General features: G+C 55.3%; 23 protein-coding genes. 2 read left to right on the plus strand and 21 right to left on the minus strand.

What is annotated here, in order from left to right:
- From pmrD to E6P06_RS19505, 9 genes are all read right to left on the minus strand, one after another.
- The gene (gene pmrD, locus E6P06_RS19465; protein ID WP_048218323.1) at positions 1-264 is read right to left on the minus strand and encodes a signal transduction protein PmrD; all 264 of its coding nucleotides are present in this window, start codon (positions 262-264) and stop codon (positions 1-3) included.
- 95 nt (positions 265-359) lie between these two features.
- On the minus strand, positions 360-1,784 hold the full coding sequence (gene menE, locus E6P06_RS19470; protein WP_139935593.1) for an o-succinylbenzoate--CoA ligase: 1,425 nt from the start codon (positions 1,782-1,784) through the stop codon (positions 360-362).
- Positions 1,781-2,743: an o-succinylbenzoate synthase gene (gene menC / locus E6P06_RS19475; protein ID WP_139935594.1), complete on the minus strand. Its 963-nt coding sequence runs from the start codon at positions 2,741-2,743 to the stop codon at positions 1,781-1,783. Before menC ends, menE begins: the two co-directional genes overlap by 4 nt.
- Complete coding sequence (menB, locus tag E6P06_RS19480; RefSeq protein WP_003027671.1) at positions 2,743-3,600, minus strand: 1,4-dihydroxy-2-naphthoyl-CoA synthase; 858 nt, start codon at positions 3,598-3,600, stop codon at positions 2,743-2,745. The genes menC and menB overlap by 1 nt, the downstream gene beginning before the upstream one ends.
- Positions 3,601-3,614: 14 nt before the next feature.
- Positions 3,615-4,373, minus strand: a complete 759-nt coding sequence (menH, locus tag E6P06_RS19485; RefSeq protein ID WP_016150696.1) for a 2-succinyl-6-hydroxy-2,4-cyclohexadiene-1-carboxylate synthase — start codon at positions 4,371-4,373, stop codon at positions 3,615-3,617.
- Positions 4,370-6,040: a 2-succinyl-5-enolpyruvyl-6-hydroxy-3-cyclohexene-1-carboxylic-acid synthase gene (menD, locus tag E6P06_RS19490; RefSeq protein WP_139935595.1), complete on the minus strand. Its 1,671-nt coding sequence runs from the start codon at positions 6,038-6,040 to the stop codon at positions 4,370-4,372. Before menD ends, menH begins: the two co-directional genes overlap by 4 nt.
- An 84-nt stretch (positions 6,041-6,124) precedes the next feature.
- Positions 6,125-7,423, minus strand: coding sequence for an isochorismate synthase MenF (menF, locus tag E6P06_RS19495; protein WP_139935596.1), 1,299 nt, complete (start codon positions 7,421-7,423; stop codon positions 6,125-6,127).
- Between the two features lie 104 nt (positions 7,424-7,527).
- Positions 7,528-7,833 carry a stress response protein ElaB gene (gene elaB, locus E6P06_RS19500; protein WP_003027683.1) on the minus strand — a complete coding sequence of 102 codons (306 nt, stop codon included), beginning with the start codon at positions 7,831-7,833 and terminating at the stop codon, positions 7,528-7,530.
- A gap of 63 nt (positions 7,834-7,896) precedes the next feature.
- Positions 7,897-8,358 carry a GNAT family N-acetyltransferase gene (locus tag E6P06_RS19505; RefSeq protein ID WP_003845092.1) on the minus strand — a complete coding sequence of 154 codons (462 nt, stop codon included), beginning with the start codon at positions 8,356-8,358 and terminating at the stop codon, positions 7,897-7,899.
- A gap of 67 nt (positions 8,359-8,425) precedes the next feature.
- Here E6P06_RS19505 and rbn point away from each other — a divergent pair, with 67 nt between their 5' ends.
- On the plus strand, positions 8,426-9,343 hold the full coding sequence (gene rbn / locus E6P06_RS19510; protein ID WP_032949697.1) for a ribonuclease BN: 918 nt from the start codon (positions 8,426-8,428) through the stop codon (positions 9,341-9,343).
- 64 nt (positions 9,344-9,407) lie between these two features.
- Positions 9,408-10,412 carry a chemotaxis protein gene (locus tag E6P06_RS19515; RefSeq protein WP_003839364.1) on the plus strand — a complete coding sequence of 335 codons (1,005 nt, stop codon included), beginning with the start codon at positions 9,408-9,410 and terminating at the stop codon, positions 10,410-10,412.
- Between the two features lie 59 nt (positions 10,413-10,471).
- Here E6P06_RS19515 and nuoN read toward each other — a convergent pair whose 3' ends face one another.
- From nuoN to nuoB, 12 genes are all read right to left on the minus strand, one after another.
- A complete protein-coding gene (gene nuoN / locus E6P06_RS19520) occupies positions 10,472-11,929 on the minus strand; it encodes an NADH-quinone oxidoreductase subunit NuoN (RefSeq protein WP_139935597.1) in 1,458 nt (485 codons plus the stop codon).
- A 6-nt stretch (positions 11,930-11,935) separates the two neighbouring features.
- Positions 11,936-13,465 (minus strand): NADH-quinone oxidoreductase subunit M, encoded by a 1,530-nt coding sequence (gene nuoM, locus E6P06_RS19525; protein WP_003027692.1) that lies wholly within the window; start codon positions 13,463-13,465, stop codon positions 11,936-11,938.
- 183 nt (positions 13,466-13,648) lie between these two features.
- Positions 13,649-15,490, minus strand: coding sequence for an NADH-quinone oxidoreductase subunit L (gene nuoL / locus E6P06_RS19530; RefSeq protein ID WP_003027695.1), 1,842 nt, complete (start codon positions 15,488-15,490; stop codon positions 13,649-13,651).
- The gene (gene nuoK, locus E6P06_RS19535; RefSeq protein ID WP_000612644.1) at positions 15,487-15,789 is read right to left on the minus strand and encodes an NADH-quinone oxidoreductase subunit NuoK; all 303 of its coding nucleotides are present in this window, start codon (positions 15,787-15,789) and stop codon (positions 15,487-15,489) included. The genes nuoL and nuoK overlap by 4 nt, the downstream gene beginning before the upstream one ends.
- Positions 15,786-16,340 (minus strand): NADH-quinone oxidoreductase subunit J, encoded by a 555-nt coding sequence (nuoJ, locus tag E6P06_RS19540; RefSeq protein WP_003028059.1) that lies wholly within the window; start codon positions 16,338-16,340, stop codon positions 15,786-15,788. Before nuoJ ends, nuoK begins: the two co-directional genes overlap by 4 nt.
- Positions 16,341-16,351: 11 nt before the next feature.
- Positions 16,352-16,894, minus strand: a complete 543-nt coding sequence (gene nuoI / locus E6P06_RS19545) for an NADH-quinone oxidoreductase subunit NuoI (protein ID WP_003028062.1) — start codon at positions 16,892-16,894, stop codon at positions 16,352-16,354.
- Positions 16,895-16,908: 14 nt separating this feature from the next.
- Positions 16,909-17,886 carry an NADH-quinone oxidoreductase subunit NuoH gene (gene nuoH, locus E6P06_RS19550; protein WP_003028063.1) on the minus strand — a complete coding sequence of 326 codons (978 nt, stop codon included), beginning with the start codon at positions 17,884-17,886 and terminating at the stop codon, positions 16,909-16,911.
- The gene (nuoG, locus tag E6P06_RS19555) at positions 17,883-20,609 is read right to left on the minus strand and encodes an NADH-quinone oxidoreductase subunit NuoG (RefSeq protein ID WP_139935598.1); all 2,727 of its coding nucleotides are present in this window, start codon (positions 20,607-20,609) and stop codon (positions 17,883-17,885) included. The genes nuoH and nuoG overlap by 4 nt, the downstream gene beginning before the upstream one ends.
- 80 nt (positions 20,610-20,689) lie before the next feature.
- On the minus strand, positions 20,690-22,027 hold the full coding sequence (gene nuoF / locus E6P06_RS19560) for an NADH-quinone oxidoreductase subunit NuoF (RefSeq protein ID WP_003839356.1): 1,338 nt from the start codon (positions 22,025-22,027) through the stop codon (positions 20,690-20,692).
- Positions 22,024-22,524 carry an NADH-quinone oxidoreductase subunit NuoE gene (gene nuoE / locus E6P06_RS19565; RefSeq protein WP_003028069.1) on the minus strand — a complete coding sequence of 167 codons (501 nt, stop codon included), beginning with the start codon at positions 22,522-22,524 and terminating at the stop codon, positions 22,024-22,026. The genes nuoF and nuoE overlap by 4 nt, the downstream gene beginning before the upstream one ends.
- Before the next feature lie 2 nt (positions 22,525-22,526).
- Positions 22,527-24,329, minus strand: a complete 1,803-nt coding sequence (nuoC, locus tag E6P06_RS19570; RefSeq protein ID WP_003028072.1) for an NADH-quinone oxidoreductase subunit C/D — start codon at positions 24,327-24,329, stop codon at positions 22,527-22,529.
- Between the two features lie 85 nt (positions 24,330-24,414).
- Positions 24,415-25,077 (minus strand): NADH-quinone oxidoreductase subunit NuoB, encoded by a 663-nt coding sequence (nuoB, locus tag E6P06_RS19575; protein ID WP_003028075.1) that lies wholly within the window; start codon positions 25,075-25,077, stop codon positions 24,415-24,417.
- Between the last annotated feature and the right edge of the window lie 5 nt (positions 25,078-25,082).

A 25,082-nucleotide genomic window follows, 5' to 3' on the forward strand; every position in this document is an offset into this window, starting at 1 on the left:
TCATTTATCTGCCGACAGTCGTAACAGGCGCTCCCATTCGTCACATATGTACTGTCTGGCATCGATTATTTTAATCACGCGGGATGCATCGCGATTAACACAGTACTGCGCATCTTTCAGCGGTGAAAGAAGATCGCCAGGTTTAACCCGCTCGAAAGATTGCGCCTCAGCGAGCATCTTAAGCGAACCACCACTATCGCAAAGGACGATATAGAGCCTCCCTGCTTTCTTGTGACAGCAAGACTTCTTCACATGCCATTCCATAGCGCACCTTTTGTTAATAAATTTCACAATAGGTTACACTTTAGCAGATAAACAAAAGGACAATAGCTGCGGAATGACAAAAATGAGAAATGTAATTAATGCTTTCTTAATGTTAATGATGAAGCACTTACCCAATCCGACAACGCACGACGCGAGATTTTTATCCCTCCGGCTTTAAGCTCGGGTGGCAATGTCAACCAACATACCGGTTGCTGAAAGCGGGCCAGCTTATCTTTTACCCACTCTGCCAGATTAGTTTCTCCAGCATTAGCGTCATACTCAACGACCGCCACCGGGCGATGGCCAAATTCTTTGTCTTCTATCGGCACAATAAAGGCCTGCAGAACATGTGGATGTGCGGCAATCACGCGTTCCACCTCTTCCGGCTGTATGCCTTCCCCGCCGCTAAAGAACAGATTGTCCATACGACCGACAATGGTTAACTTGCCGTCCTTCAACACGCCGCGATCGCGGGTTGCAAACCAGCCTTCCGCGTTCACTAAAGGCATAAGCTGTCCGTTACGCCAGTAACCTTGCGCCATGCTGGCGGCTCGTAGCCAAACTTCGTCATTAACGATCCTGACTTCCCGCCCCGGTAAAGCAGAGCCCACATCCGCCAGGCCATCTGCCTCTTTCGCACAAACCGTAGAAGCAAACTCCGTCAATCCGTAACCGCACCAGCAACGAATCCCCTGTTCACGCGCCTGTTCCGTCAACTCAACAGGAATTGCCGCACCGCCCAGCAGCACCGCTTTTAGCGTGACTGGTGTGTTATTAACAAGTAAGCGCCACAGTTGCGTGGGCACCAGTGAAGCGTGAGTGCATCCAGCCAGCATTTGATCCAGCGGCTGTTTGTCGCGCACGGTCATTCGCGCCCCGGCGAACAACCATCGCCACAAAATGCCTTGCCCGGAAACATGAAACAGCGGCAGTGAGAGCAGCCAGTCATCCTCAGCACCAAACGGCATTAATGACAGTACGCCCTGCGCGCTTGCCAGATGCGCCTGACAGGTATGCACCGCCGCCTTTGGTAATCCGGTAGAACCTGAGGTTAACGTCATCGTGCTCAAACGCTCGGGCAACCATGCAGCGGCGTGATCGCCTGGCAACGACTGCATCTGTAACGGACTGAGTTCCGGGAGTGCGATAGCAGCCTCCAGATCCAGCGCAAAACGTAGCGTTAAGTCCGGGACCAGCGCATCAAGCAGCGAATGAGGCAACTGTGGGTTCACAGGTAAAACCCGCGCCCCACACTGCAGCAGCGCGAGCCAGGCCAGCAAAGCGCGCGGATGATTCCAGGCGCGAAGCAGGACGCCATCGCCTTCTTCCACGCCCTGAGCGGCAAAACCGCTGGCCAGATGGTCGATGCGCGCGCAGAGCTCGCTCCAGCTTAATGCCTCATCGTTGAGGCGTAAGGCTGGCGCCTTCGCACGAACCTGTCGCCAGTGACGCCACGGCCAGTCACTGGGTTGTATCAGGCCCGATAAGCTCACGCTATCGGGCATTTCCTGCTGGGTCATAGCAGACGTTCCAGCGCATCAACGTCGATACACGGCAACGCGCTACCCGGCCAGGTGCGTACCTGCTGGCACTGCATCAGGCTCAGGGTATCCAGACCCGGGATGGTTTGCGGCGTCAACCAGGCGGCAATTCGCGCCAGCTGGGTTAAGCCCAGACTCGACTCGATTGACGAACTGATAACGGCAGTAAGACCAAGCGCATGCGCCGCTGCCACCTGTTCACGGACTTTATCGAGACTGCCGGTCAGCGTAGGTTTGATAACCACAGCCTTGACGCCCTCTTCGGCTTCGAAGGTGAAATCCGCTTCACGCAGACTTTCATCCCAGGCGATGGCAATGCCGGTTTCACGCGCGAAGGCACGAGAATCATCACGGGTTTTGCACGGTTCTTCGAGGAAGGCAATGCGTCCGCGATGCTCCGGATTAACGTATTTCGCGAACTGCTGAGCTTTCAACGGCGTCCAGGCCCGGTTGGCGTCAAGTCGCAAATGCAGCTCCGGGATCGCCTCAAGTAACAGATTGGCTACCATGCCGTCGCGAACCGCTTCATACAGACCGACCTTAATCTTCGCCACTTTTTCGCCCGGCATGTCCGCCAGTTGCAGTACCAGATCGTCAGGATCGCCCGTACACAGCGGTGCAGCACGATAGTCTGCGTCCTGTGGCAATACGCCAGCCAGTTCGGCCAGCGCACAGCTTACGCCAAAGGCGACTGAAGGCAGTTGCGGTAAGGAGGCATCCCCTTGCAGCCAGCCTTTCACCCAAGCCAGCAACTCGGTTTGCGCTTCTTCCCAGCTTTCCTGACTGAAGCCCGGCAGCGGGGAGATTTCTCCCCACCCTTCACGCTCACCGTCACGAAGACATACGTATAACCCGTCACGCGTTTTTAACCGCCTGTCGCGCAGAATCACCCCCGCGTCCATGGGGATCTGCCAGCGGTATACCTGCGCGCTACGCATTACGGATTCCGTTTGAATTTGCTGAAATCAGGCTGACGTTTCTGGTTAAAGGCGTTACGGCCTTCCTGACCTTCTTCCGTCATGTAGAACAGCATAGTGGCGTTACCTGCCAGCTCCTGCAGACCTGCCTGACCATCACAGTCGGCGTTCAGTGCAGCTTTCAGGCAGCGCAGCGCCATTGGGCTGTTTTGCAGCATTTCGCGACACCAGCGTACTGTCTCTTTTTCCAGATCCGCCAGCGGAACCACGGTGTTGACCAGCCCCATATCCAGCGCCTGTTTCGCATCGTACTGACGGCACAGGAACCAGATTTCACGCGCTTTTTTCTGACCGACGATGCGCGCCATATAGGAAGCGCCCCAACCGCCGTCGAAGGAACCGACTTTTGGACCGGTCTGACCGAAGATGGCGTTTTCAGCCGCAATGGTCAGGTCACACATCATGTGCAGCACATGACCGCCGCCAATGGAGAAACCTGCAACCATCGCTACTACCGGTTTCGGACAGGTACGAATCTGACGCTGGAAGTCCAGTACGTTCAGGTGATGCACACCGGAGTCATCCTGGTATCCGCCGTAGTCGCCACGTACCTTCTGATCGCCGCCTGCACAGAACGCTTTATCGCCCGCACCGGTCAGAATAATCACGCCGATGTTGTCATCATAGCGAGCATCCGCCAGCGCCTGGATCATCTCTTTCACGGTGACCGGACGGAAGGCATTGCGTACCTGCGGACGATTAATGGTGATTTTTGCGATACCGTCGGTGGATTTCTCGTAAAGAATGTCGGTATAGCCTTCAGAGCAATCGTGCCATTCTACCGGTGCGTAAAGCATTGTTTCATCAGGATAGATCATAAAATGTCCTATAGTCAGCGACGCAGAATCTGAGCCAGACAGTCCACTACACCCGCGGGGTTGTCCCGATGCGCGTTGTGTCCGGCATTACGAATCACATGGTTTGGTACTGATATTTCCGCCGCCAGAGCGCGGAATTTATCGTCACGTTCACCACATAAATAATAAAACGGAAATGTGCGCGTCGTGAGTTGCGCACGTAAATCAGGTTGTACGGCAAGCGAGGTGGCCTCCAGCATTGCCGCCAGCGTTTGCCCATTATTCTGGCTACGCAGAGCGACCAGCGCCTCTCTTTGTGCCGTGTTCAGCGAGGAAAAAACGGGCTGTAGATACCAGTCATTAAACACCTCACGTAGCGGCTCTGCGCGAAAACGCGCAGCCCAGCGGCCATCCGAGAGACGACGCTGAACGCGCGCCTCTTCGCCTTGCAAGCCTGGATGTCCACCTTCAACCACCAGACCACAAAGCCCAGGCATCTCCTGACAGGCCGCCATCATCGCGACTCTGCCACCAAGAGAGTATCCCACCAGCCAGTAGTTGTGTATGTTGTAACTAAGCAGAGTGTTACGCAGCAAAACGTTTACGTCATCGAATCCGCTCACGCTGATGTCAGCAGAGCCACCGTGTCCCGGCAGATCGATGTATAGCCGCGAATAATCCTGAAACGCTTCGCCGACCGTCTGCCATTCCCGACAATCGCCAGAGAAACCGTGCAGGAAAACCAGCCAGGGAAATCCCGTCTGGCCCTCTTTCGCCTGCGCATGCAGGATCATAGATGACTTACCTTCGCCAGCAGTTGCTGCAAGGTTTGCGCCCCGTCAGTTTCATTCACCACCAGCTCAATCACCGTGGCCGCAGGAGTACGCCAGGCGTTAGTCAACGCGCTCTCCAGCTGCTCCCAGTTTTCCGGGCGCTGGTATTTAAGGTTAAACATGGCGGCAGCATGCTCGAAATGTACGTTCTGCGGCATCAGATAGAACCGTTCGCGTTCGCTGGCTGGCGTCGGCAGCAGAGAAAAAATCTGTCCGCCGTTATTGTTGACCACTATCAGGACAAACGGTGCAGAAACCTGGCGCAATAACGCCAGCGCATTCAGGTCATACAATGCAGATAAATCGCCAACAATCGCCAGCGTCGATTTCGCGCTGGCACGCTGTACACCTGCAGCCGTTGACAGCAGGCCGTCAATACCGCTCGCGCCACGGTTGCTATAGACCGGGTAACCAGCCGGAAGCTGCGACAGCGCATCAATCAGGCGTACCACCAGACTGTTACCCACGAACAGCTGCCCCTGCTCCGGCAAGTATTCGCGAATACGGTGGGCTAATTGCGCTTCACCAAACGCCTCACGACGGGCTTCTACCGCCTGCCAGGCCAGTTGCGCCAGACGAGGGATTTCCACGTACCAGGGCTGACGTTTCTCCGCCGGATGCAGCTCCAGCCAGTCGCCAACTTTCGCCACCAGCCTGCGGCCACGATGGTGAGCCGGATCGAGGCGGCCTTCGATATTATCGACAATCCAGTATTCCTGCGGATCGCAGTTAGCCTGCCATTGCAGGAGTCGTTTTCCGGTCAGGCTGCTGCCAAGCTGCACCACAATCTGCGCCTGCTGTAACTCAGCTACCGCTTTCGCATTTCCCAGCCACAGGTCGGCGCACGGCAGCGGTTGTCCGGTTTGCGACAGAACATCACCAATCAGCGGCCAGCCTAACGTCTGCGCCCACTGCGCAACTTTCTTACCTTCTTCAGCGCTCATGCGGCCCGCAATGACTACGCCGCGTTTTTGTCGCCAGAAAAACCAGTCGCGCTGTTTGTCGCTTTCCAGCCGACGCGCTTCTCGCAGCCAGGGTTTATCGTCCTGCCACCAGTCGCCGAGGCGCTGCTGCCAGGCAATCCCCGTTTCGTCCATATCGCCATACAGCGGTTCCGCAAACGGGCAATTGATATGAACCGCCCCGCTATGCAGGGTTGCTAACGCATTATCAATAGTGGACACCAGCCAGCTTGCCGGAATGTCCTGAGTCGGACGCGGTAAAGAGAGCGTTTGCGATGGATGCGAGGCAAACATTCCGGCCTGACGAATCGCCTGGTTCGCGCCACAGTCGATAAGCTCTGGCGGTCGGTCTGCCGTAAGTAAAATTAGTTTTTCACCGGTCAGGCCCGCTTCAATCAACGCGGGATATAAATTCGCCACCGCGGTACCGGACGTCACAATCACGGCGACAGGCTGACGGCTAACTTTTGCAAGACCTAAGGCCAGATGCCCAAGACCACGCTCGTCAAAATGGGTGTGGTGGATGAATGCGGGGTTTTCCGCTGCCGCCAGCGTCAACGGTGTAGAACGAGAGCCAGGGGCAATGCAGACATGCCTGACGCCGTGGCGAGTGAGTGCTTCCAGAATGACCGCCGCCCAGCGTCGGTTAAATGCGCTTACTGACATGAGATTGTCCGGTATCAATATTGCGACACAGTATAAAGAATCGAATAAATGGATTTTTGATATGAGTCGGTAATGTGTGACTCATTAGGCTTCCATCTGTAATAAAGTACGTAAACCCGCCGCTTTGTTGTCTATTTCTTGCCATTCCTGCTCAGGATCTGAACCACGTACGATCCCTGCTCCGGCATACAGGCGCACCACGTTTGCGCTAATTTTCGCCGAACGTAGTGACACGCAAAACTCACTTTGGCGCCGTGAAAGATAACCCGCAGAACCGGCATACCACTCACGTTCAAAGGGTTCATTTTGTTGGATGAATTCACGTGCCAGCTCTCGCGGAATACCGGCGACAGCCGCCGTGGGCTGGAGTTGCATCAGGCAAAGCGTATCGTCGGCCTGATTCAGTTCCGTCCAGATGCAACGGCGCAGGTGCTGCACTTTACGCAGTCTCAGCACCTGTGGCGGCAGCACATCAAGAGTTTGCGTACAGCCTTGCAGGCGCTGGCAAATATCTTCAACCACCAGCATATTCTCACGCTGGTTTTTATCATCTTTCATTAGCCATTCACCCAACTGCCAGGCGCGATGATCCTCAGGGTGGTTAGCAACGGTTCCGGCCAGCGCCTCGGTGCGCAGCGCCGTGTCTCGCCGCCGATACAGACGCTCAGGGGAAGAGCCAAGAAAAGCGGAGTCGGCAGAGAATGCCATAAAGAAATGGTAGCAGTTCAGGTTTAAGCGACGGCTGGAAGCCATCACGGCCGCGGCATTAACCGACTGAGAAAACTGTAAGTCGGTCGCCCGTGCCAGCACAACCTTATCGAGTTCTTCCCTATTGATCGTTTGCGTGGCGAGTTTTATCAGATTTGTCCAGCCCGCTTTATCTGGCCAGTTCTGTTCTCCCGTCAAACTGAGACGCAACGCGGGTAGCGGCTTAACATTGGCGAGCGATGAGATAAACGCCACCGCCTGCGCGGCGTCGTCACGTAACGATACGTCGCTATAGAGATGTAAGCGTAAGCTCGCCACTCCGGCGCAACGTCGCCACTCCAGCCGCGGCAGCAGCAAATTGCCACGCTGTGGCTCAAAGGCATTCAGGCCCCAGATGCGCAGGTCGGGATGATTATCATGCTGGTGTAAAAATTGCTGGGCCGATTCCAGCGAGGAAAATGCGGCGACGGCCCCTAATACGGCGGCCTCTTCGTCGCCGTTACGCTGCTGCCAGTAAAACTGGGGCCAGACGGGTTGGCTAGCCAGCCATCCTAAAGCGTCAAACGCATCATTCAGTGGGAAAGGTATGTCGTAAATACGAATTCCAGGTGCGGCTGGTAACTCTTGCGACAAATGACGCATCAGACTTTCCAGCGCAGTAGTGATTGAATGCACGCGGACCTCTCCCTGTTAAAAACCTCACATTATACGGGGTACTGAGCAGAAAAAGCAGTACCCCCAGTTAGGGAGTACGTACAAATGCGATGACAGAACGGAATTTATCGCCGTGCTAACAATAATCCCATCACTAAACCGACTGTGGCGCCAACACCGATCCCGCGCCAGGGTTTTTCGTGCACATAGTCATCCGCCCGACAAACAGCTTTTTTCGCACGGTAATAGTAGCTATCAGAAGCATGGCTGACGCGATTTCTCACCTCTTCTAACGCCCGCTCTGCCCGCGCTTTTAACTCAAGGTATTTTTGATCTGCTGGGTCGCCAGAAGAACGCAGCACCTCTTCCAGCGTTTCACTCAATAATTCCAGATCATCATCGATACGTGATTCATAAGAATGAAAAGACATTATATTCTCCCTTTCAATTGACGTACTCGCTAACTATAGACAACCTGGACTGTTTGTGCCTGTTTACGCCTGATGTGCTTCCCGCGCCATTCCGACGTGTGGAATACCGTCTTCGTCATAGATATCCGTTACCGGAACAAAGCCAAAGCGCGCATAGAACGATTGCAGATGCGCCTGCGCGCCCAGATATAACGCCTTGTGTGGCCAGTGTTGCGCGCAGGATGCCAGCGTCTGGGCCATCAGCTGTTGCCCCAGTTTTTCACCACGCAGCGCTTCGCTTACAATCACCCGACCAATCACCACCGGCTCCAGCTCGTCATCGCTTTTCAGAATCCTCGCATACGCCACCAGCTCATCGTTATGCCAGCCCAGAATATGGCGATTCTCTCCAACCAGGTCATCGCCATCCACATCCAGGTACGGACACTGTTGCTCAACTACAAACACCGCGCATCGCAACTGAAGTAGTGCGTACAGTTGTTGGGTACTCAGCTTTGCATGGTGGAGATCTTGCCAGTGAATCATTGTCTGCCCCTATGTTGTGATAACCTGAACACCCTGCCTTATTGATGGCGAAAAGTGTAACGCGAAGATGGAATTACTATTTTTAGGCACGTCAGCGGGAGTCCCCACTCGCTCACGCAATGTAACGGCAATTTTACTGAATCTGCAACACCCGACTCAGGCGGGGCTGTGGCTTTTTGATTGCGGTGAAGGGACGCAGCATCAGATGCTGACCACCCCTTTCAATCCAGGAAAACTCGATCGTATTTTTATCAGCCATCTGCACGGCGATCACCTGTTTGGTTTACCGGGACTACTGTGCAGTCGCTCAATGGCCGGCAATGTCCAGCCTCTGACGCTTTACGGGCCAAAAGGGTTGCGAGAGTTTACCGAAACCGCATTACGTCTGAGCGGCTCCTGGACCGATTATCCGATGGAAATTGTGGAAATCACCGCAGGTGAGATTGTCGATGACGGCCTGCGTAAAGTCACGGCGTACCCGCTGGCGCATCCGCTGGAGTGCTACGGTTTTCGCATTCAAGAGCATGACAAACCCGGTGCGCTTGACGCTAACGCCCTGAAGGCGGCAGGTGTTAAAGCGGGCCCGTGGTTTCAGGATTTGAAAGCCGGGAAAACTATCGTGCTGGAGGATGGACGTACGATCCACGGCGCCGACTTCCTCGCCCCGGCCACCAGGGGAAAATCAGTCGCTATTTTCGGTGACACAGGACCCTGCGCGTCCGCCATTGAACTGGCTCGAGGTGTAGATGTCATGGTACACGAAACCACGCTGGATGCCTCAATGGAGGAGAAAGCGAACAGTCGCGGGCACAGCTCAACCCGACAAGCCGCACAGCTGGCGCTGGATGCCGGAGTGGGACGCCTGATCATGACCCACGTTAGCTCACGCTATGATGAAAAAGGCTGTCAGCGTTTGCTTGAAGAGTGCAAAGCGATTTTTCCAGACACGGAACTGGCTCACGATTTCGCCATTTTCAGCGTTTAACGCTTTATTTTTCCGCCTCAGTGCCGATAACAGTGGAAAGGCTGGCTTTCACACTGAGGACAGGATGAACAATTTCCAGAAAGATATTGATGACAGGACAAACCTAACCCTGTCTAACCGTTTTGAACTGCTGCTATTTCGCCTCGGCAAATCTGTTGAGGAGCAGAAATCAGAGCTATTTGGCATCAACGTATTCAAGCTGCGTGAAATCGTGCCGATGCCGACCTTTACACGTCCGGCTGGTATGAAAGCCCCGCTGCTGGGTATGGTTAATATTCGCGATCAGGTGATCCCGGTGATTGACCTGCCCGCCGTCGCGGGCTGTAAACCAGAGACCGGACTCAACATCCTGTTGATCACAGAATATGCCCGCAGCGTCCAGGCGTTTGCGGTGGAGTCAGTGGAAAACATTATGCGCCTGGACTGGCAACAGGTGCATACCGCCGAGAAAGCCGTCAATGGTCGCTATATCACCAGTATCGCTTGCCTGGACGACAACAAAGAAACCAACAACCTGGCGCTGGTGCTCGACGTTGAGCAGATCTTGTATGACATCGTACCGGCGAACCACGACCTGCGCGCAACCGATCTGAAAACCAATAAATTCAACATCACGCCGGGTGCGGTGGCGATTGTGGCAGATGATTCAAAAGTGGCCCGCGCAATGCTGGAAAAAGGGCTTAACGCCATGGAAATCCCGCATCTGATGCATGTAACGGGCCAGGATGCGTGGGAAAAAATACAGCAGCTTTCCGCAGAAGCACTGGCGGAGGGCAAGCCTATTAGCGAGAAGATCGCCCTGGTACTCACCGATCTCGAAATGCCGGAGATGGACGGTTTTACGCTTACCCGCAAAATAAAAACCGACGAACGCCTGAAGAAGATCCCGGTCGTTATCCACTCTTCGCTTTCCGGTAGTGCGAACGAAGATCATGTTCGCCGAGTAAAAGCGGATGGCTACGTGGCCAAATTCGAAGTCAATGAGCTTTCTTCAGTGATCCAGGAAGTGATGGATCGCACAGCAAAAGGCATCAGCGGTCCGCTGGTGAGCCGTCAGCTATTGAACTGACCGTATTTCACGCATAAAAAAACCCGCCGAGGCGGGTTTTTTCGTTACTGCATGTAGCCTTACATCAGCGGAGTCGCTAACTGCACAATGCTGATCAGCGGTTGCGGGTAAATACCCAGCACCAGTACCAGCAGGGCAGAAATCAGCACCACGATACCGCCCGCGCTGTACTGCCAGTTAGACGGCGCATCGCGGTTCAGCTGTTGCGGTGCGCTCAGGTACAGGCTCACGGCAACACGCAGGTAGTAGTACAAACCAATCGCCGAACCGACCACCACAGCGGCAACCAGCCACCACAGGTTAGCCTGCACACCGACTGCCAGTACGTAGAACTTACCGATAAAGCCCAGCGTCATCGGGATACCGGCCAGAGACAGCATCATTACCGTCATCACTGCCGCGAGGATCGGACGATGCCAGAACAGACCACGGTAGGAGAACAGGGAGTCCGCATCCGGGCCACGGTACGGGCTGGACATCAGGCTGACCACACCGAACGCGCCGAGGCTGCTGAACAGGTAACCGGCCAGGTAAACGCCAACCGCTTCCATCGACATCTCGCCGCTCTGCAGAGCAATCAGCGCCACCAGCAGGTAGCCGAGATGAGAGATCGAAGAGTAACCGAGCAGACGTTTAATATTGGTCTGGCTCAGCGCCATCAGGTTACCGAAGATGATGGAAGCAAAGGCAATCACGCCCAGTACAATACGTACCGCTTCACTATCCCCTACCGGTGCGTACAGGAACAGACGCATCACCACGCCGAAGATAGCGATTTTGCTCGCCATCGCCAGGAAGGTGGAAACCGGAGCCGGAGCGCCCTGGTAAACGTCTGGCGTCCACAGGTGGAACGGAACCAGCGAAAGTTTAAAGCCGAGGCCAACAATCATCAGACCGAAGCCCGCCAGCAGCAGCGGTTCGTGCAGCATGCCGTCGCCGAGGCTCTTACCGAGCGCAACAAACGACAGATTGCCAGACTGCGCGTACACCAGCGCCATACCGAACAGCAGGAAGGAAGACGCTGCGGCAGACAGAATGGTGTATTTGATACTGGCTTCCAGCGAACGTTTCTGACGGAACGCATAGCCAACCAGACCAAACAGCGGCAGAGAGATCAGCTCAATACCAAGGAACAGCGCCGCCAGATGGTTAGCGTTAGCCAGCAGAATACCGCCGAGTGCGGCAATCAGTACCAACAGGTAGAACTCTTCCCGGTTGTCGTCGTAGCCTTCCAGCCACGGGTAAGCAAAGGTACAGGTGGCAAGACTGGCCAGCAGCACCAGTCCGGTGTAGAGCATGGCGAAACCGTCAACCCGCATCAGCGGGGTGACGTCCATGGCGCCCGCCTGGCCAACAAACCAGAGCGAAACCAGCGCGGCGTTAAGCCCAATGACCGATAACGTGGCATTGAGGAAGTGATTGCGTCGCCACGCAATGGAGAGCATCACAACCACCACCGTCAAGCCGACGATCAGCAGCGGTAGCAGCGCAATCAGGTGTTGTGGAGTTATTGTCATGGCGATTTACGGCCTTGTAGTAGTAACGGAATTAACAAACCACTGCTGGATGTTGCTCATCGCAGAATGCGAGGTATCCAGAATCGGCTGCGGATAGAAGCCAAGCAGTACCAGAAGCACGACCAGCAACAGGATGATAAACAGCTCACGCAGCGACATCCCTGGCAGTTCAACACTGGCAATCTGGCTCTTCGCTTTACCGAAGTAAGCGCGATGCAACATCGCCAGCGAGTAAACAGAGGCAAACACCAGACCAAAGGTCGAGATCACGGTAATGACCGGAACCACCTGGTAGCTGCCGAACAGAATCATAAATTCGCCAACGAAGTTACCTGTACCCGGCATACCCAGCGTACACACGGCGAAGAACATTGACAGCGCAGGCAACCATTTCATTTTGCCCCACAGGCCGCCCATCATACGCATATCACGCGTGTGCAGACGTTCGTACAGCTGACCACACAGAATGAACAGACCGGCTGCGGACAGACCGTGCGCGATCATCTGAATAACCGCACCCTGGTAAGCCAGCTGGCTGCCGGTGTAGATAGCAATCAGTACGAAGCCCATGTGCGATACGGAGGTGTAAGCGATCAGGCGTTTGATATCGTACTGATTAAAGGCCATCCACGCGCCGTAGAAGATACCGATAACGCCCAGCCACATTGCGATAGGTGCAAACTCCGCCGACGCGTTCGGGAACAGCGGCAGGGAGAAGCGCAGCAGACCGTAGGCTGCGGTTTTCAGCAAAATCCCCGCCAGGTCAACGGAACCTGCGGTCGGCGCCTGGGAGTGTGCATCCGGCAACCAGCCGTGCAGCGGAACCACCGGCATTTTCACCGCGAAGGCGATGAAGAAGCCCAGCATCAGCAGATATTCCACACCGTGGGACATCGGGGTATTCAGCAACTCTTCATAGTTGAAGGTCCACACACCGGTCGCTTTATAGTGCACAAACACCAGCGCCAGGATGGCAATCAACATCACCAGACCACTCGCCTGGGTATAAATGAAGAACTTGGTCGCCGCCGTGATACGCGTTTTACCGTCAGAGGCTTTATGCCCCCACAACGCGATCAGGAAGTACATCGGCACCAGCATCATTTCCCAGAAGAAGAAGAACAGGAACATGTCGATGGCAAGGAACACGCCGATCACGCCGCCTAAGATCCACATCAGGTTCAGATGGAAGAAGCCCTGGTATTTTTCGATTTCATTCCAGGAGCAAAGTACCGCCAGAACACCGAGCAGACCGGTCAGCACTACCATCAGCAGCGACAGACCGTCGATAGCCAGATGAATAGAGATGCCAAAACGTGGGATCCACGGCAGGACAAACTCAGACTGCCACTGCGGAATGCCAGCGGATTGCGTCAGTGAATAGCCGCCCTGCAACCACAGTTGCAGGCCAAGCGCCAGCGTCAATCCCATGGTAATCAGCGCGATCCAGCGCGGCACCTTCACGCCAAAGCGTTCGGTCTGCCAGCACAGGAAGCCACCGATAAAGGGAATTAATATTAGCCAGGGTAGTAACATGGCGATCTTTATTCCTTGTTAAAGTCCCATCAGGACCTGATTTTCAACGAATTCTCAAACAGAAAATTCACTTCGGATTGCGGCTTTTTTTGCCCGGTGGCGCGAACGCTTACCGGGCCTACAGATTCCCGTAGGTCGGATAAGCGCGAGCGCCATCCGACATCAACCCCACAATCCTCAAACTCAACGCAGTACCATCAACAGTGCCAGCACAACGACGGCGCCGATGCTCATTGATGCGACATACCAGCGCAGATAACCGTTCTCGCTCAACAGCAGGCCTTTACCTGCAAAGCGGGAAAGGATCGCCGGAATGTTCATCATTGAGTTGAGCGGATCGCGTTTCAGCAACCAGGCAACACCCAGGAACGGCTTGACGAACACTTTGTCGTACAGCCAGTCGAAGCCCCAGGCGTTATACCACCAGGTACCCAGCAGGCGGCCCGGCGCACTGTTGGCAATCGATGTCACAAGCTGGCGTTTACCCAGCCACAGCCATGCTGCGATCAGGATGCCCGCAATCGCTACGATACCGGAGGTAATTTCCAGCGTCATAACGCGACCATGCTCAAGCTCGGTCGTCGCAGGCAGTACACCCTGCAGCGGCGGCACAATCAGCGCGCCAACGAAGGTGGACAGGATCATCAGCACAATCAGCGGCAGATGATGGGTAATCCCCTTCCCTGCATGAGCGTGAATTTGTTCTTTACCGTGGAACACGATGAAAATCATACGGAAGGTGTACAGAGAGGTCATGAACGCACCGACCAGACCTGCAACCATCAGATTAATATGACCATTCGCCATTGCACCGGCCAGAATCTCATCCTTACTGAAGAAGCCAGCGGTAATCAGCGGCAGAGCCGACAGCGCCGCGCCACCGATCAGGAAGCAGAGATACACCAGCGGAATTGACTTACGCAGTCCGCCCATCTTGAAGATGTTCTGTTCGTGGTGGCAAGCCAGGATAACCGAGCCGGATGCCAGGAACAGCAGCGCTTTAAAGAAGGCGTGCGTCATCAGGTGGAAAATCGCCGCATCCCACGCCTGTACACCGAGAGCCAGGAACATATAACCAATCTGGCTCATGGTGGAGTACGCAAGAACGCGTTTGATGTCGGTCTGTACCAGCGCAGCAAAACCCGCCAGCACCAGAGTGATGGCACCGATAATCCCCACCAGGTGCAGGATTTCTGGGGTCATCAGGAACAGGCCGTGCGTACGTGCAATCAGGTAGACACCGGCGGTAACCATCGTCGCAGCGTGGATAAGCGCAGAGACAGGCGTCGGGCCGGCCATCGCATCAGCAAGCCATGTTTGCAACGGCAACTGCGCAGATTTACCGACCGCACCGCCCAGCAGCATCAGGGTTGCCCACATCAGCATGTTGTTACCATCTGCAAAGTGCGCAGGCGCCAGTTCCACCATTTCGCGGAAGTTCAGCGTGCCCAGCTCGTTGTAGAGGATGAACAGCGCGAACGCCAGGAATACGTCACCAACACGGGTTACCACGAAGGCTTTCATTGCCGCAGCGCCATTCTTCGGATCGGTATAGTAGAAACCAATCAGCAGATAGGAGCACAGGCCCACGCCTTCCCAGCCGAGGTACATCAGCAGCAGGTTATCCGCCAGCACCAGAACCACCATGCTGGCGATAAACAGGTTGGTGTAGGCGAAGAAACGAGAATAGCCCTCTTCTCCGCGCATATACCAGGAGGCGAACATGTGGATCAGGAAACCAACGCCGGTCACCACGGAGAGCATAGTCAGCGACAGGCCATCCAGCACCAGGTTAAAACCGATGTTGAAGTCGCCGACTGACATCCAGGTCCACAGCGGCTGGCTATAAGCCTGCTGGCCATTGGCAAAGAAATCAACGCCAACAAACGCAGTCACCAGCGCGGCCAGACCAATCGACCCGACACCCACGGTAGCGGACAGATTTTCTGACCAACGACCACGGGAAAACGCCAGTAATACAAAGCCAATAAATGGCAGAATAATGGTTAAGGCAAGCATGTTCATCCACGCATCTCACTTACTGAATCGATGTTCAGGTTCTGGCGACGGCGATGAAGTTGCAGCAACAGCGCAAGTCCAATGCTCGCTTCCGCAGCCGCAAGGCTGATGGCGAGAATGTACATCACCTGACCATCGGTCTGGCCCCAGTAGCTTCCGGCGACCACAAAGGCCAGCGCGGAGGCGTTAATCATGATTTCCAGCCCGATCAGCATAAACAGCAGATTGCGGCGGATAACCAGACCGGTCAAACCCAGGACGAATAAAATCGCAGCGAGGATCAGTCCATGTTGTAAGGGGATCATGCGTGCTCCTCCGTTTTTCTTTTCGCGCGGTCATCAGTGCGATTGCTCAGCACTTCACCTGAACGCTCTTCGCGCCCCACGTGGAAGGCCACAACCAGGCCCGCCAGCAGCAGCATCGAAGCCAGTTCGACCGCCAGTACATACGGTCCGAACAGGGAAATACCGACTGCTTTCGCGCTAATTGGCGTCCCGTCGATGCCCTGATCGTTTACGCCCAGAATGGCGTAAACAATGACCACCAGCATGATGGCCGACAGAATCGCCGGACCAATCCACACCTGAGGTTTCAGCCACTGGCGTTCCTGTTCAATTTCAGAACCACCGAGGTTGAGCATCATTACCACGAATACGAACAGCACCATGATAGCGCCCGCGTAGACGATAATTTCCAGCGCACCAGCGAAGTAAGCGCCTAACGAGAAGAACACCCCGGAAATCGCCAGCAGCGAAATAATCAGATACAGCAGTGCGTGTACCGGATTGGTGTGGGTGATCACCCGCAAGGTTGCGAGAATGGCTATCAGGCCACAGATATAAAAAGCGAACTCCATTGCCCCTCTCCTTACGGTAACAGGCTCTTGACGTCGATAGGCTTGGCTTCGTTCTCTGCTTCGCCCTTATCTTTGCCGTCGATTGCCATACCTGCCATCCGGTAGAAGTTATATTCCGGGTATTTGCCCGGACCGGAGATCAGCAGATCCTCTTTCTCGTAAACCAGGTCCTGGCGCTTGTACTCACCCAGCTCGAAATCTGGAGTCAGCTGAATAGCCGTTGTCGGACAGGCTTCTTCGCACAGGCCGCAGAAAATGCAGCGTGAGAAGTTAATGCGGAAAAACTCCGGATACCAGCGGCCATCTTTGGTCTCTGCTTTTTGCAAAGAGATACAGCCTACCGGACACGCTACCGCACACAGGTTACAGGCAACGCAGCGCTCTTCACCGTCTGGATCACGAGTCAGAACGATACGACCACGAAAACGGGGCGGTAGATAGACCGGCTCTTCCGGGTACATCTGCGTTTCGCGTTTCGCGAACGCATGCAGGCCGATCATCCAGATACTGCGTACCTGGGTGCCGAAACCTACGAACAATTCTTTTAAGGTCATGGTCTTTGTGTCCCTTATTGCGCCTGCCAGAGAATGACAGCCGCCGTTACCAGCAAGTTGACGAGCGTCAGCGGCAGACAGACTTTCCAGCCGAAGGACATTACCTGGTCATAACGAGGACGCGGTAACGACGCACGAATCAAAATGAACATCATCATGAAGAACGCGGTTTTCAGCGCGAACCAGACGAATGGCGGTAAGAACGGGCCATGCCAGCCACCGAAGAACAGGGTAACCATCAGTGCAGAAATGGTGACGATACCGATGTATTCACCCACGAAGAACAGACCGAATTTCATACCGGAATATTCAATGTGGTAACCGTCGGCCAGTTCCTGCTCGGCTTCTGGCTGGTCAAACGGGTGACGGTGACACACCGCCACGCCCGCGATGGCAAAGGTGACAAAACCAAAGAACTGCGGAATAACGTTCCAGATATCAGCCTGGTTGTTGACGATGTCAGTCATGTTAAATGAACCGGCCTGCGCCACCACGCCCATCAGGGAAAGTCCGAGGAACACTTCGTAGCTTAGGGTCTGCGCAGACGCACGCATCGCACCGAGCAGGGAGTATTTGTTGTTACTGGACCAGCCGGCGAACAGCACCGCGTATACCGCGAGGCCCGCCATCATCAGGAAGAACAGGATCCCGATGTTCAGGTCAGCAACCACCCAGTTCGGACTCACCGGCACGATGGCGAAAGCCAGCAGCAGCGAGGTGAAGGCGATCATCGGTGCCAGGGTAAAGATGACGCGATCCGAGAATTTCGGGATCCAGTCTTCTTTAAAGAACATCTTGATCATGTCCGCAACCAGCTGGAGCGAACCGCCCCAGCCAACACGGTTCGGTCCGTAACGGTTCTGGAACAGACCCAGCAGACGACGTTCGCCAAAGCTCATGAATGCCCCGCAGGTGACCACCACCAGCAGGATCACCACCGCTTTGAGAATGCTCAGCAGGATCTCAATCAGATCGGGTGTAATCCAACTCATTGTTGTGCCTCCTGCAGATCCTCAAGACGCGCACCTGCCAGAACCGGCGCGATGCCAGGCATGCCCATCGGTAAACCAACCTGCCCTGCCGTTAATCCTTCAGAGATTTCAACCGGCAGCGTAACCGTGTTGCCATCGTAGCTGAAAGAAACGCGCGTACCGGCATTAACACCCAACTTCGCGGCATCAGCCGGGTTGAGTTTGATGTACGGCTGCGGCATACGGGTCTGGAAGACCGGCGCACGCTGGGACATTTCGTCACTGCCAAACAGATGGTAGTACGGCGCGACACGCCACTGACCATCCTGAGCATGGAAGCTCGCCGGAACGGTAGTGAAGTAATCCATACCATCCGCAGAAGCTTCGATCAGGCGCACGCCCGGATCGCCATGACGCAGTTTACCGCCCACTTCATCCTGGAACTTGTTCCACGCCTGTGGGGAGTTCCAGCCCGGAGCCCAGGCAAACGGAATTTGTGAACGCGGTGCAGACGGCTGGTTGTTCCCTTCCATAGAGAAAGCGAACATGGTGTCTTTGTCCTGCGGTTGACGCGGTTCGTGTACGCTGATGTTGGCGCGCATTGCGGTACGCCCACTGTAGCGGTGCGGTTCACGCGCCAGCTTCTGTCCACGGATACGGAAGCTTGCGTCCGGCGCGGCATCTTTAATGCCCGCCAGCTGCGGCAACTTCTCAACAACCGCGTCGATAACGTGGTCGAGCTGCGTCCAGTCCACTTCACGGCTCTGCACGGTGCTGTGCAGCGAGTGCAGCCAGCGCCAGCTTTCCAGCATTACGGTGTTGCTGTCGTAGTAGGATGGATCATAGACCTGGAAGAAACGCTGGGCGCGGCCTTCGTTGTTAATCACCGTACCATCGCTTTCGGCGAAGCTTGCAGCGGAAAGCACCAGATGGGCGTTTTCCATAATTGCCGTACGCTGATGGTCAACGACCAGTACCAGCGGCGCTTTCGCCAGCGCGGCATCAACGCGAGCGGCTGAAGCATGGCGATGCAGGTCATTTTCCAGCACCACAACGGCGTCAGCGCGGCCTGTTTCCAGCTCGGTCAGCGCATCGTCAAGGGAACCACCGCCAATCATGCCGAGGCCCATGCTGTTAACCGAGCGAGCAATCATGGTGATGCCAACGTCTGCGCCACGGCCTTTCAGCGCCTTCGCCACGTTGGCAGCCGCCTGAATCACTTCGGCGCTACCGGCGTTGGTGCCGGAAATAATCAGTGGTTTCTTCGCCCCGGCTAGTGCCTGAACGATAACGTCAATTTTGTTCTGCAGGTCACGGTCGATACCGTCAACCGCCGGCGCGTTGTTATCCAGCGCGTGGGCGATAGCGAAACCTAAACGCGCCTGATCTTCAACCGGTGCACGATAGGTCCAAGCGGCGATATCGTCCAGACGGGTGTTATCGACGTTGGTAACGAATAGCGGATGCTTAGCACGCTGGCCGATATTAAGGATTGCTGCGATCTGCCAGTCAGCCACTTTCTGTGCCGCCGCCATTTCACGCGCTTTACCTTTCACCGCCTGACGCACCGCCAGCGCAACGCGTGCGCCGGTCTGGGTGACATCTTCGCCCAGCACCAGAACCGCATCATAAGATTCGATTTCGCGCAGTGCCGGAGTATGAATCCCGCCGTCACGCAGTACGCTCAACGCCAGTTGCAGACGATCCAGTTCGCCCTGAGCGATACCGGTATAGAAGTTATCCGCACCGACCAGTTCACGCAGCGCGAAGTTACTTTCAACGCTGGCGCGCGGGGAGCCGATACCAATCACTTTCTTCGACTGACGCAGAATATCTGCCGCGCCCTGCATCGCCTGCTCGGCGTTCAGCGTGATCAGGTCATCGCCACGACGCTGTACCGGCTGACGCGGACGGTCTTTCAGGTTCACGTAACCATAGCCGAAACGACCACGGTCGCAGAGGAAGTAGTGGTTAACGGTACCGTTATAACGGTTTTCGATACGACGCAGTTCACCGTAGCGCTCGCCCGGGCTGGTGTTACAGCCGATGGAACACTGCTGGCAGATGCTCGGCGCAAACTGCATGTCCCATTTACGGTTATAACGCTCGGAGTGCGTTTTATCGGTGAAGACGCCGGTTGGACAAATTTCGACCAGGTTGCCAGAGAATTCGCTTTCGAGCGTACCGTCTTCCGGACGACCGAAGTAGACGTTGTCATGTGCGCCATACACGCCCAGATCCGCACCATCGGCGTAATCTTTGTAGTAACGTACACAGCGATAGCAGGCGATGCAGCGGTTCATTTCGTGAGAGATGAACGGCCCCAGGTCCTGGTTACGGTGAGTACGCTTCGTGAAGCGGTAGCGACGGAAGCTGTGACCGGTCATGACGGTCATATCCTGCAGGTGGCAGTTGCCGCCCTCTTCACAGACCGGACAGTCGTGCGGGTGGTTAGTCATCAACCACTCCACGACGCTTTCGCGGAACTGCTTCGCTTCTTCGTCATCAATAGAAATAAAGGTGCCTTCGGTGGCCGGTGTCATACAAGACATCACCAGGCGACCACGCGTGTCTTCCGCGTTCTGATATTGCTTCACCGCACACTGGCGGCAAGCACCGACGCTTCCCAGCGCCGGGTGCCAGCAAAAGTACGGAATATCAAGGCCAAGAGACAGACAAGCTTCCAGCAGGTTGTCCGCTCCGTTGACCTCATATTCTTTGCCGTCTACATGAATCGTAGCCATAGTCAGCATGCTTCCAGTTGGCTCGGTCGTAACCGAGCGTTAATCGAATTTCTTATCGCGACACAGGGCTAACCCTGTGATCACCAGCGCTCTTTCAGCAGGTTCGGCTGAATACCACCAATAGCGTGGGTATTGCTGAAGGTCTGCTTGATGCCAGCTTCGAATTCTTCGCGGAAATATTTAATGGCGCTCTGCAGCGGTTCCACTGCACCCGGTGCGTGTGCACAGAAGGTTTTACCCGGGCCGAGGAAACGACACAGTTGCTCAAGTGTTTCGATATCCCCAGGCTGGCCTTCGCCACGCTCAAGCGCGCGCAGAATTTTCACACTCCACGGCAGACCATCACGGCACGGCGTACACCAGCCACAGGACTCGCGGGCAAAGAACTCTTCGAGGTTACGCACCAGAGGAACCATGCCAATCTCGTGATCGACAGCCATTGCCAGCGCGGTGCCCAGACGGCTACCTGCTTTACCAATGCTTTCGAATTCCATCGGCAGATCGAGGTGTGCTTCGGTCAGGAAGTCAGTCCCCGCGCCACCAGGTTGCCAGGCTTTGAACTTCAGGCCATCGCGCATGCCGCCCGCGTAATCTTCGAGGATCTCACGCGCGGTAGTACCGAAAGGCAGTTCCCACAGGCCAGGGTTCTTCACACGACCGGAGAAGCCCATCAGCTTGGTGCCCGCGTCTTTGCTCTTCGAAATGTTCTGGTACCACTCCACGCCGTTCGCGAGGATAGCCGGTACGTTACACAGGGTTTCGACGTTGTTTACGCAGGTCGGCTTACCCCATGCGCCAGAGCTTGCCGGGAACGGCGGCTTGGAGCGTGGGTTAGCACGGCGACCTTCGAGGGAGTTGATCAGCGCGGTTTCTTCACCGCAGATGTAACGCCCTGCCCCAGTGTGGACAAACAGTTCGAAGTCGAAACCGGTGCCCATAATGTTTTTGCCTAGCAGACCGGCTTCGGTCGCTTCGGCGATAGCGCGACGCAGATGCACGGCTGCTTCGATATATTCACCGCGCAGGAAGATGTAACCACGGTACGCTTTCAGCGCAAACGCGGAAATCAGCATGCCTTCCACCAGCAGGTGCGGCAGCTGTTCCATCAGCAGACGGTCTTTATAGGTGCCCGGCTCCATTTCATCGGCGTTACACAGCAGGTAACGGATGTTCATGGATTCGTCTTTCGGCATCAGACTCCACTTCAGACCGGTGGAAAAGCCCGCGCCGCCGCGCCCTTTCAGGCCAGCGTCTTTTACCTGATTAACGATTTCATCCGGTGACAGCCCGGTCAGGGCCTTACGCGCACCTTCGTAGCCGTTCTTGCTACGGTATTCATCCAGCCAGACCGGCTGTTTGTCATCACGCAGACGCCAGGTCAGCGGATGGGTTTCGGGAGTACGGATAATGTCTTTCATTTATACCGCTCCAGCAGTTCAGGAATGCCTTCCGGGGTCAGATGAGCATGAGTATCCTCATCGATCATCATGTTTGGCCCTTTGTCGCAGTTCCCCAGGCAACAGGTCGGCAGCAGCGTAAAGCGACCATCAAAAGTCGTCTGCCCCGGCTTGATGTTGAGTTTTTTCTCAAGCGCGGCCTGGATCCCCTGGTAGCCGTTGATATGGCACACCACGCTGTCGCAATAGCGGATCACGTGGCGACCTACCGGCTGGCGGAAGATCTGGCTATAAAACGTAGCAACACCTTCTACGTCGCTTGCCGGAATACCCAGCACATCAGCGATCGCATAGATCGCCCCATCCGGCACCCAGCCACGCTGTTTCTGAACGATTTTCAGCGCTTCAATGGACGCCGCACGCGGGTCTTCGTAGTGGTGCTTCTCGTGCTCAATCGCTTCACGCTCAGCCGCACTCAGCTCAAAAGCCTCGGTTTGTGGTTGTTGATTCTCGTGCATAATTAGCGGTCCACATCTGACATAACAAAATCGATACTACCCAGATGGACGATCAGGTCGGACACCAGGCTGCCACGTACCGCTACCGGGATCTGCTGCAGGTGCGCATAGCTCGGGGTACGGATACGGGTACGGTAACTCATGGTGCTGCCATCGCTGGTCAGGTAGTAACTGTTGATACCCTTGGTCGCTTCCACCATCTGGAAGGACTCGTTTGCCGGCATAACCGGACCCCACGAAACCTGCAGGAAGTGGGTGATAAGGGTTTCGATATGTTGCAGCGTGCGCTCTTTCGGTGGCGGCGTCGTCAGCGGGTGATCCGCTTTGAACGGGCCTTCCGGCATGTTATTGAGGCACTGCTCAAGGATGCGCAGACTCTGGCGCAGCTCTTCAACTTTCAGCATCACGCGGGTATAGCAGTCGGACACACCGCCGCCAACCGGGACCTCAAAGTCAAAGTTTTCATAGCCAGAGTACGGACGCGCTTTACGCACGTCGAAATCAATACCGGTCGCACGCAGCGCAGCACCGGTACAACCCCAGTCCAGCGCTTCTTTCTTACCGTAAGCGGCAACACCCTGCGAACGGCCTTTCAGGATAGTGTTACGCAGCGCGGCTTTCTCGTAAGAATCCAGACGTTTTGGCATCCAGTCGAGGAAATCACGCAGCAGTTTGTCCCAACCGCGCGGCAGATCGTGTGCCACACCGCCGATACGGAACCAGGCCGGGTGCATACGGAAACCGGTGATCGCTTCCACGACGTCGTAGATTTTCTGACGGTCGGTAAAGGCGAAGAATACCGGGGTCATCGCGCCGACGTCCTGAATGAACGTGGAGATGTACAGCAGATGACTGTTGATACGGAATAGTTCAGACAGCATGACGCGAATCACGTTGACGCGATCCGGCGTGGTGATGCCTGCCAGTTTCTCAACCGCCAGTACGTAAGGCATTTCGTTAACGCAGCCGCCGAGGTACTCGATACGGTCGGTGTACGGAATGTAGCTGTGCCAGGACTGACGTTCGCCCATCTTTTCAGCGCCACGGTGGTGGTAGCCGATGTCAGGTACGCAGTCGACGATTTCTTCGCCATCAAGCTGCAGCACAATACGGAACGCACCGTGGGAAGACGGGTGGTTAGGACCGAGGTTGAGGAACATGAAGTCCTCATTTTCGGTGCTACGCTTCATGCCCCAATCTTCAGGTTTGAAGGTCAGCGCTTCCATTTCCAGATCCTGTTTGGCTTTAGTAAGCTCAAACGGATCGAATTCGGTTGCACGCGCCGGGTAGTCTTTACGCAGCGGATGGCCTTCCCAGGTATGCGGCATCAGCAGACGCGTCAGGTGCGGGTGACCTTCGATATCGATGCCAAACATTTCCCATGTTTCACGCTCATACCAGTTGGCGTTCGGGAACAGTTTGGTGAAAGTCGGTACGCGCAGATCGTTTTCAGACAAAGCCACCTTGAGCATGATATCGCGATTGCGTTCAATGGAGATCAGGTGATAGAAAACGGAAAAATCCGCGGCGGGTAACCCTTCGCGGTGCGTACGCAGACGTTCGTCCATGCCGTGTAAGTCAAACAGCATGACGTAAGGTTTCGGCAGTCTCTTTAAGAAATCGCCAACTTCCAGTAATTGTTCACGCTTGACCCAAACAACGGGTACCCCGGTGCGAGTCGCCTGAACGGTAAAGGCATCCGGCCCAAAACGGTTGCGCAGTTCGCCAATGACCGGGTCATCAAGGTGATCCCGTGTTTGCCATGCGGCGTCTTGCGCGGTTAAGTCGGTCATATTGTTCACCATTGCAAATGGTCCGTGGTGGTCGGCAGTGCTTCGCGCTATTTATGTAGTGATAAGCGAAGGAAGTGCTGCTGCCGACAGGCGCAAATTAAATCTCGTCTGGTGTACGAAGATTCGTTACAGCAATACGTTCGCCGCGTTTACGCTCGCGTTCTGACTGCATATTGGCGCGATAAACGCCCTGATCGCCAACCACCCAGGAGAGCGGACGGCGTTCTTTGCCAATGGAATCTTGCAGCAGCATCAGAGCCTGCATATACGCTTCTGGGCGCGGCGGACATCCCGGGATGTACACATCGACCGGAATAAATTTATCAACGCCCTGCACCACAGAATAGATGTCGTACATCCCGCCGGAGTTGGCGCATGCGCCCATGGAAATAACCCATTTCGGTTCCAGCATCTGATCGTAGAGGCGCTGAATAACTGGCGCCATTTTGGTAAAGCAGGTTCCGGCTACGACCATCAGATCAGCCTGACGCGGCGATGCACGCAGTACTTCCGCACCAAAACGGGCCACATCGTGCACGGCGGTAAACGAGGTCACCATCTCAACGTAGCAGCAGGAAAGGCCAAAGTTATATGGCCAAATTGAGTTTTTACGGCCCCAGTTAACCATGTCATGCAGTTTGCCCATGAACACGTTTTTGTTAACTTCTTGTTCCAGGGGGTCGGTTACGATCTCCTGTTTTTGCAGGGGGTAACGGTCGTTCTCACCGTTAGGATCTATGCGGGTGAGCGTATAATCCATCTTAA

Source organism: Citrobacter sp. CF971 (assembly GCF_006385635.1).
In the GTDB taxonomy this organism is placed as follows: Bacteria; Pseudomonadota; Gammaproteobacteria; order Enterobacterales; family Enterobacteriaceae; genus Citrobacter; species Citrobacter freundii.

Excerpts from the sequence above, each read along its gene's own strand:
- nuoF (WP_003839356.1), bottom strand. The coding sequence starts at position 22,027 with ATGAAAGACATTATCCGTACTCCCGAAACCCATCCGCTGACCTGGCGT.
- pmrD (WP_048218323.1), bottom strand. The coding sequence starts at position 264 with ATGGAATGGCATGTGAAGAAGTCTTGCTGTCACAAGAAAGCAGGGAGG.
- nuoL (WP_003027695.1), bottom strand. The coding sequence starts at position 15,490 with ATGAACATGCTTGCCTTAACCATTATTCTGCCATTTATTGGCTTTGTA.
- menD (WP_139935595.1), bottom strand. The coding sequence starts at position 6,040 with ATGTCAGTAAGCGCATTTAACCGACGCTGGGCGGCGGTCATTCTGGAA.
- menB (WP_003027671.1), bottom strand. The coding sequence starts at position 3,600 with ATGATCTATCCTGATGAAACAATGCTTTACGCACCGGTAGAATGGCAC.
- nuoN (WP_139935597.1), bottom strand. The coding sequence starts at position 11,929 with ATGACAATAACTCCACAACACCTGATTGCGCTGCTACCGCTGCTGATC.
- menC (WP_139935594.1), bottom strand. The coding sequence starts at position 2,743 with ATGCGTAGCGCGCAGGTATACCGCTGGCAGATCCCCATGGACGCGGGG.
- rbn (WP_032949697.1), top strand. The coding sequence starts at position 8,426 with ATGGAATTACTATTTTTAGGCACGTCAGCGGGAGTCCCCACTCGCTCA.
- nuoH (WP_003028063.1), bottom strand. The coding sequence starts at position 17,886 with ATGAGTTGGATTACACCCGATCTGATTGAGATCCTGCTGAGCATTCTC.
- nuoM (WP_003027692.1), bottom strand. The coding sequence starts at position 13,465 with ATGTTACTACCCTGGCTAATATTAATTCCCTTTATCGGTGGCTTCCTG.
- nuoG (WP_139935598.1), bottom strand. The coding sequence starts at position 20,609 with ATGGCTACGATTCATGTAGACGGCAAAGAATATGAGGTCAACGGAGCG.
- menH (WP_016150696.1), bottom strand. The coding sequence starts at position 4,373 with ATGATCCTGCATGCGCAGGCGAAAGAGGGCCAGACGGGATTTCCCTGG.
- nuoB (WP_003028075.1), bottom strand. The coding sequence starts at position 25,077 with ATGGATTATACGCTCACCCGCATAGATCCTAACGGTGAGAACGACCGT.
- menE (WP_139935593.1), bottom strand. The coding sequence starts at position 1,784 with ATGACCCAGCAGGAAATGCCCGATAGCGTGAGCTTATCGGGCCTGATA.
- E6P06_RS19505 (WP_003845092.1), bottom strand. The coding sequence starts at position 8,358 with ATGATTCACTGGCAAGATCTCCACCATGCAAAGCTGAGTACCCAACAA.
- nuoI (WP_003028062.1), bottom strand. The coding sequence starts at position 16,894 with ATGACCTTAAAAGAATTGTTCGTAGGTTTCGGCACCCAGGTACGCAGT.
- nuoK (WP_000612644.1), bottom strand. The coding sequence starts at position 15,789 with ATGATCCCCTTACAACATGGACTGATCCTCGCTGCGATTTTATTCGTC.
- nuoC (WP_003028072.1), bottom strand. The coding sequence starts at position 24,329 with ATGGTGAACAATATGACCGACTTAACCGCGCAAGACGCCGCATGGCAA.
- E6P06_RS19515 (WP_003839364.1), top strand. The coding sequence starts at position 9,408 with ATGAACAATTTCCAGAAAGATATTGATGACAGGACAAACCTAACCCTG.
- nuoJ (WP_003028059.1), bottom strand. The coding sequence starts at position 16,340 with ATGGAGTTCGCTTTTTATATCTGTGGCCTGATAGCCATTCTCGCAACC.
- elaB (WP_003027683.1), bottom strand. The coding sequence starts at position 7,833 with ATGTCTTTTCATTCTTATGAATCACGTATCGATGATGATCTGGAATTA.
- nuoE (WP_003028069.1), bottom strand. The coding sequence starts at position 22,524 with ATGCACGAGAATCAACAACCACAAACCGAGGCTTTTGAGCTGAGTGCG.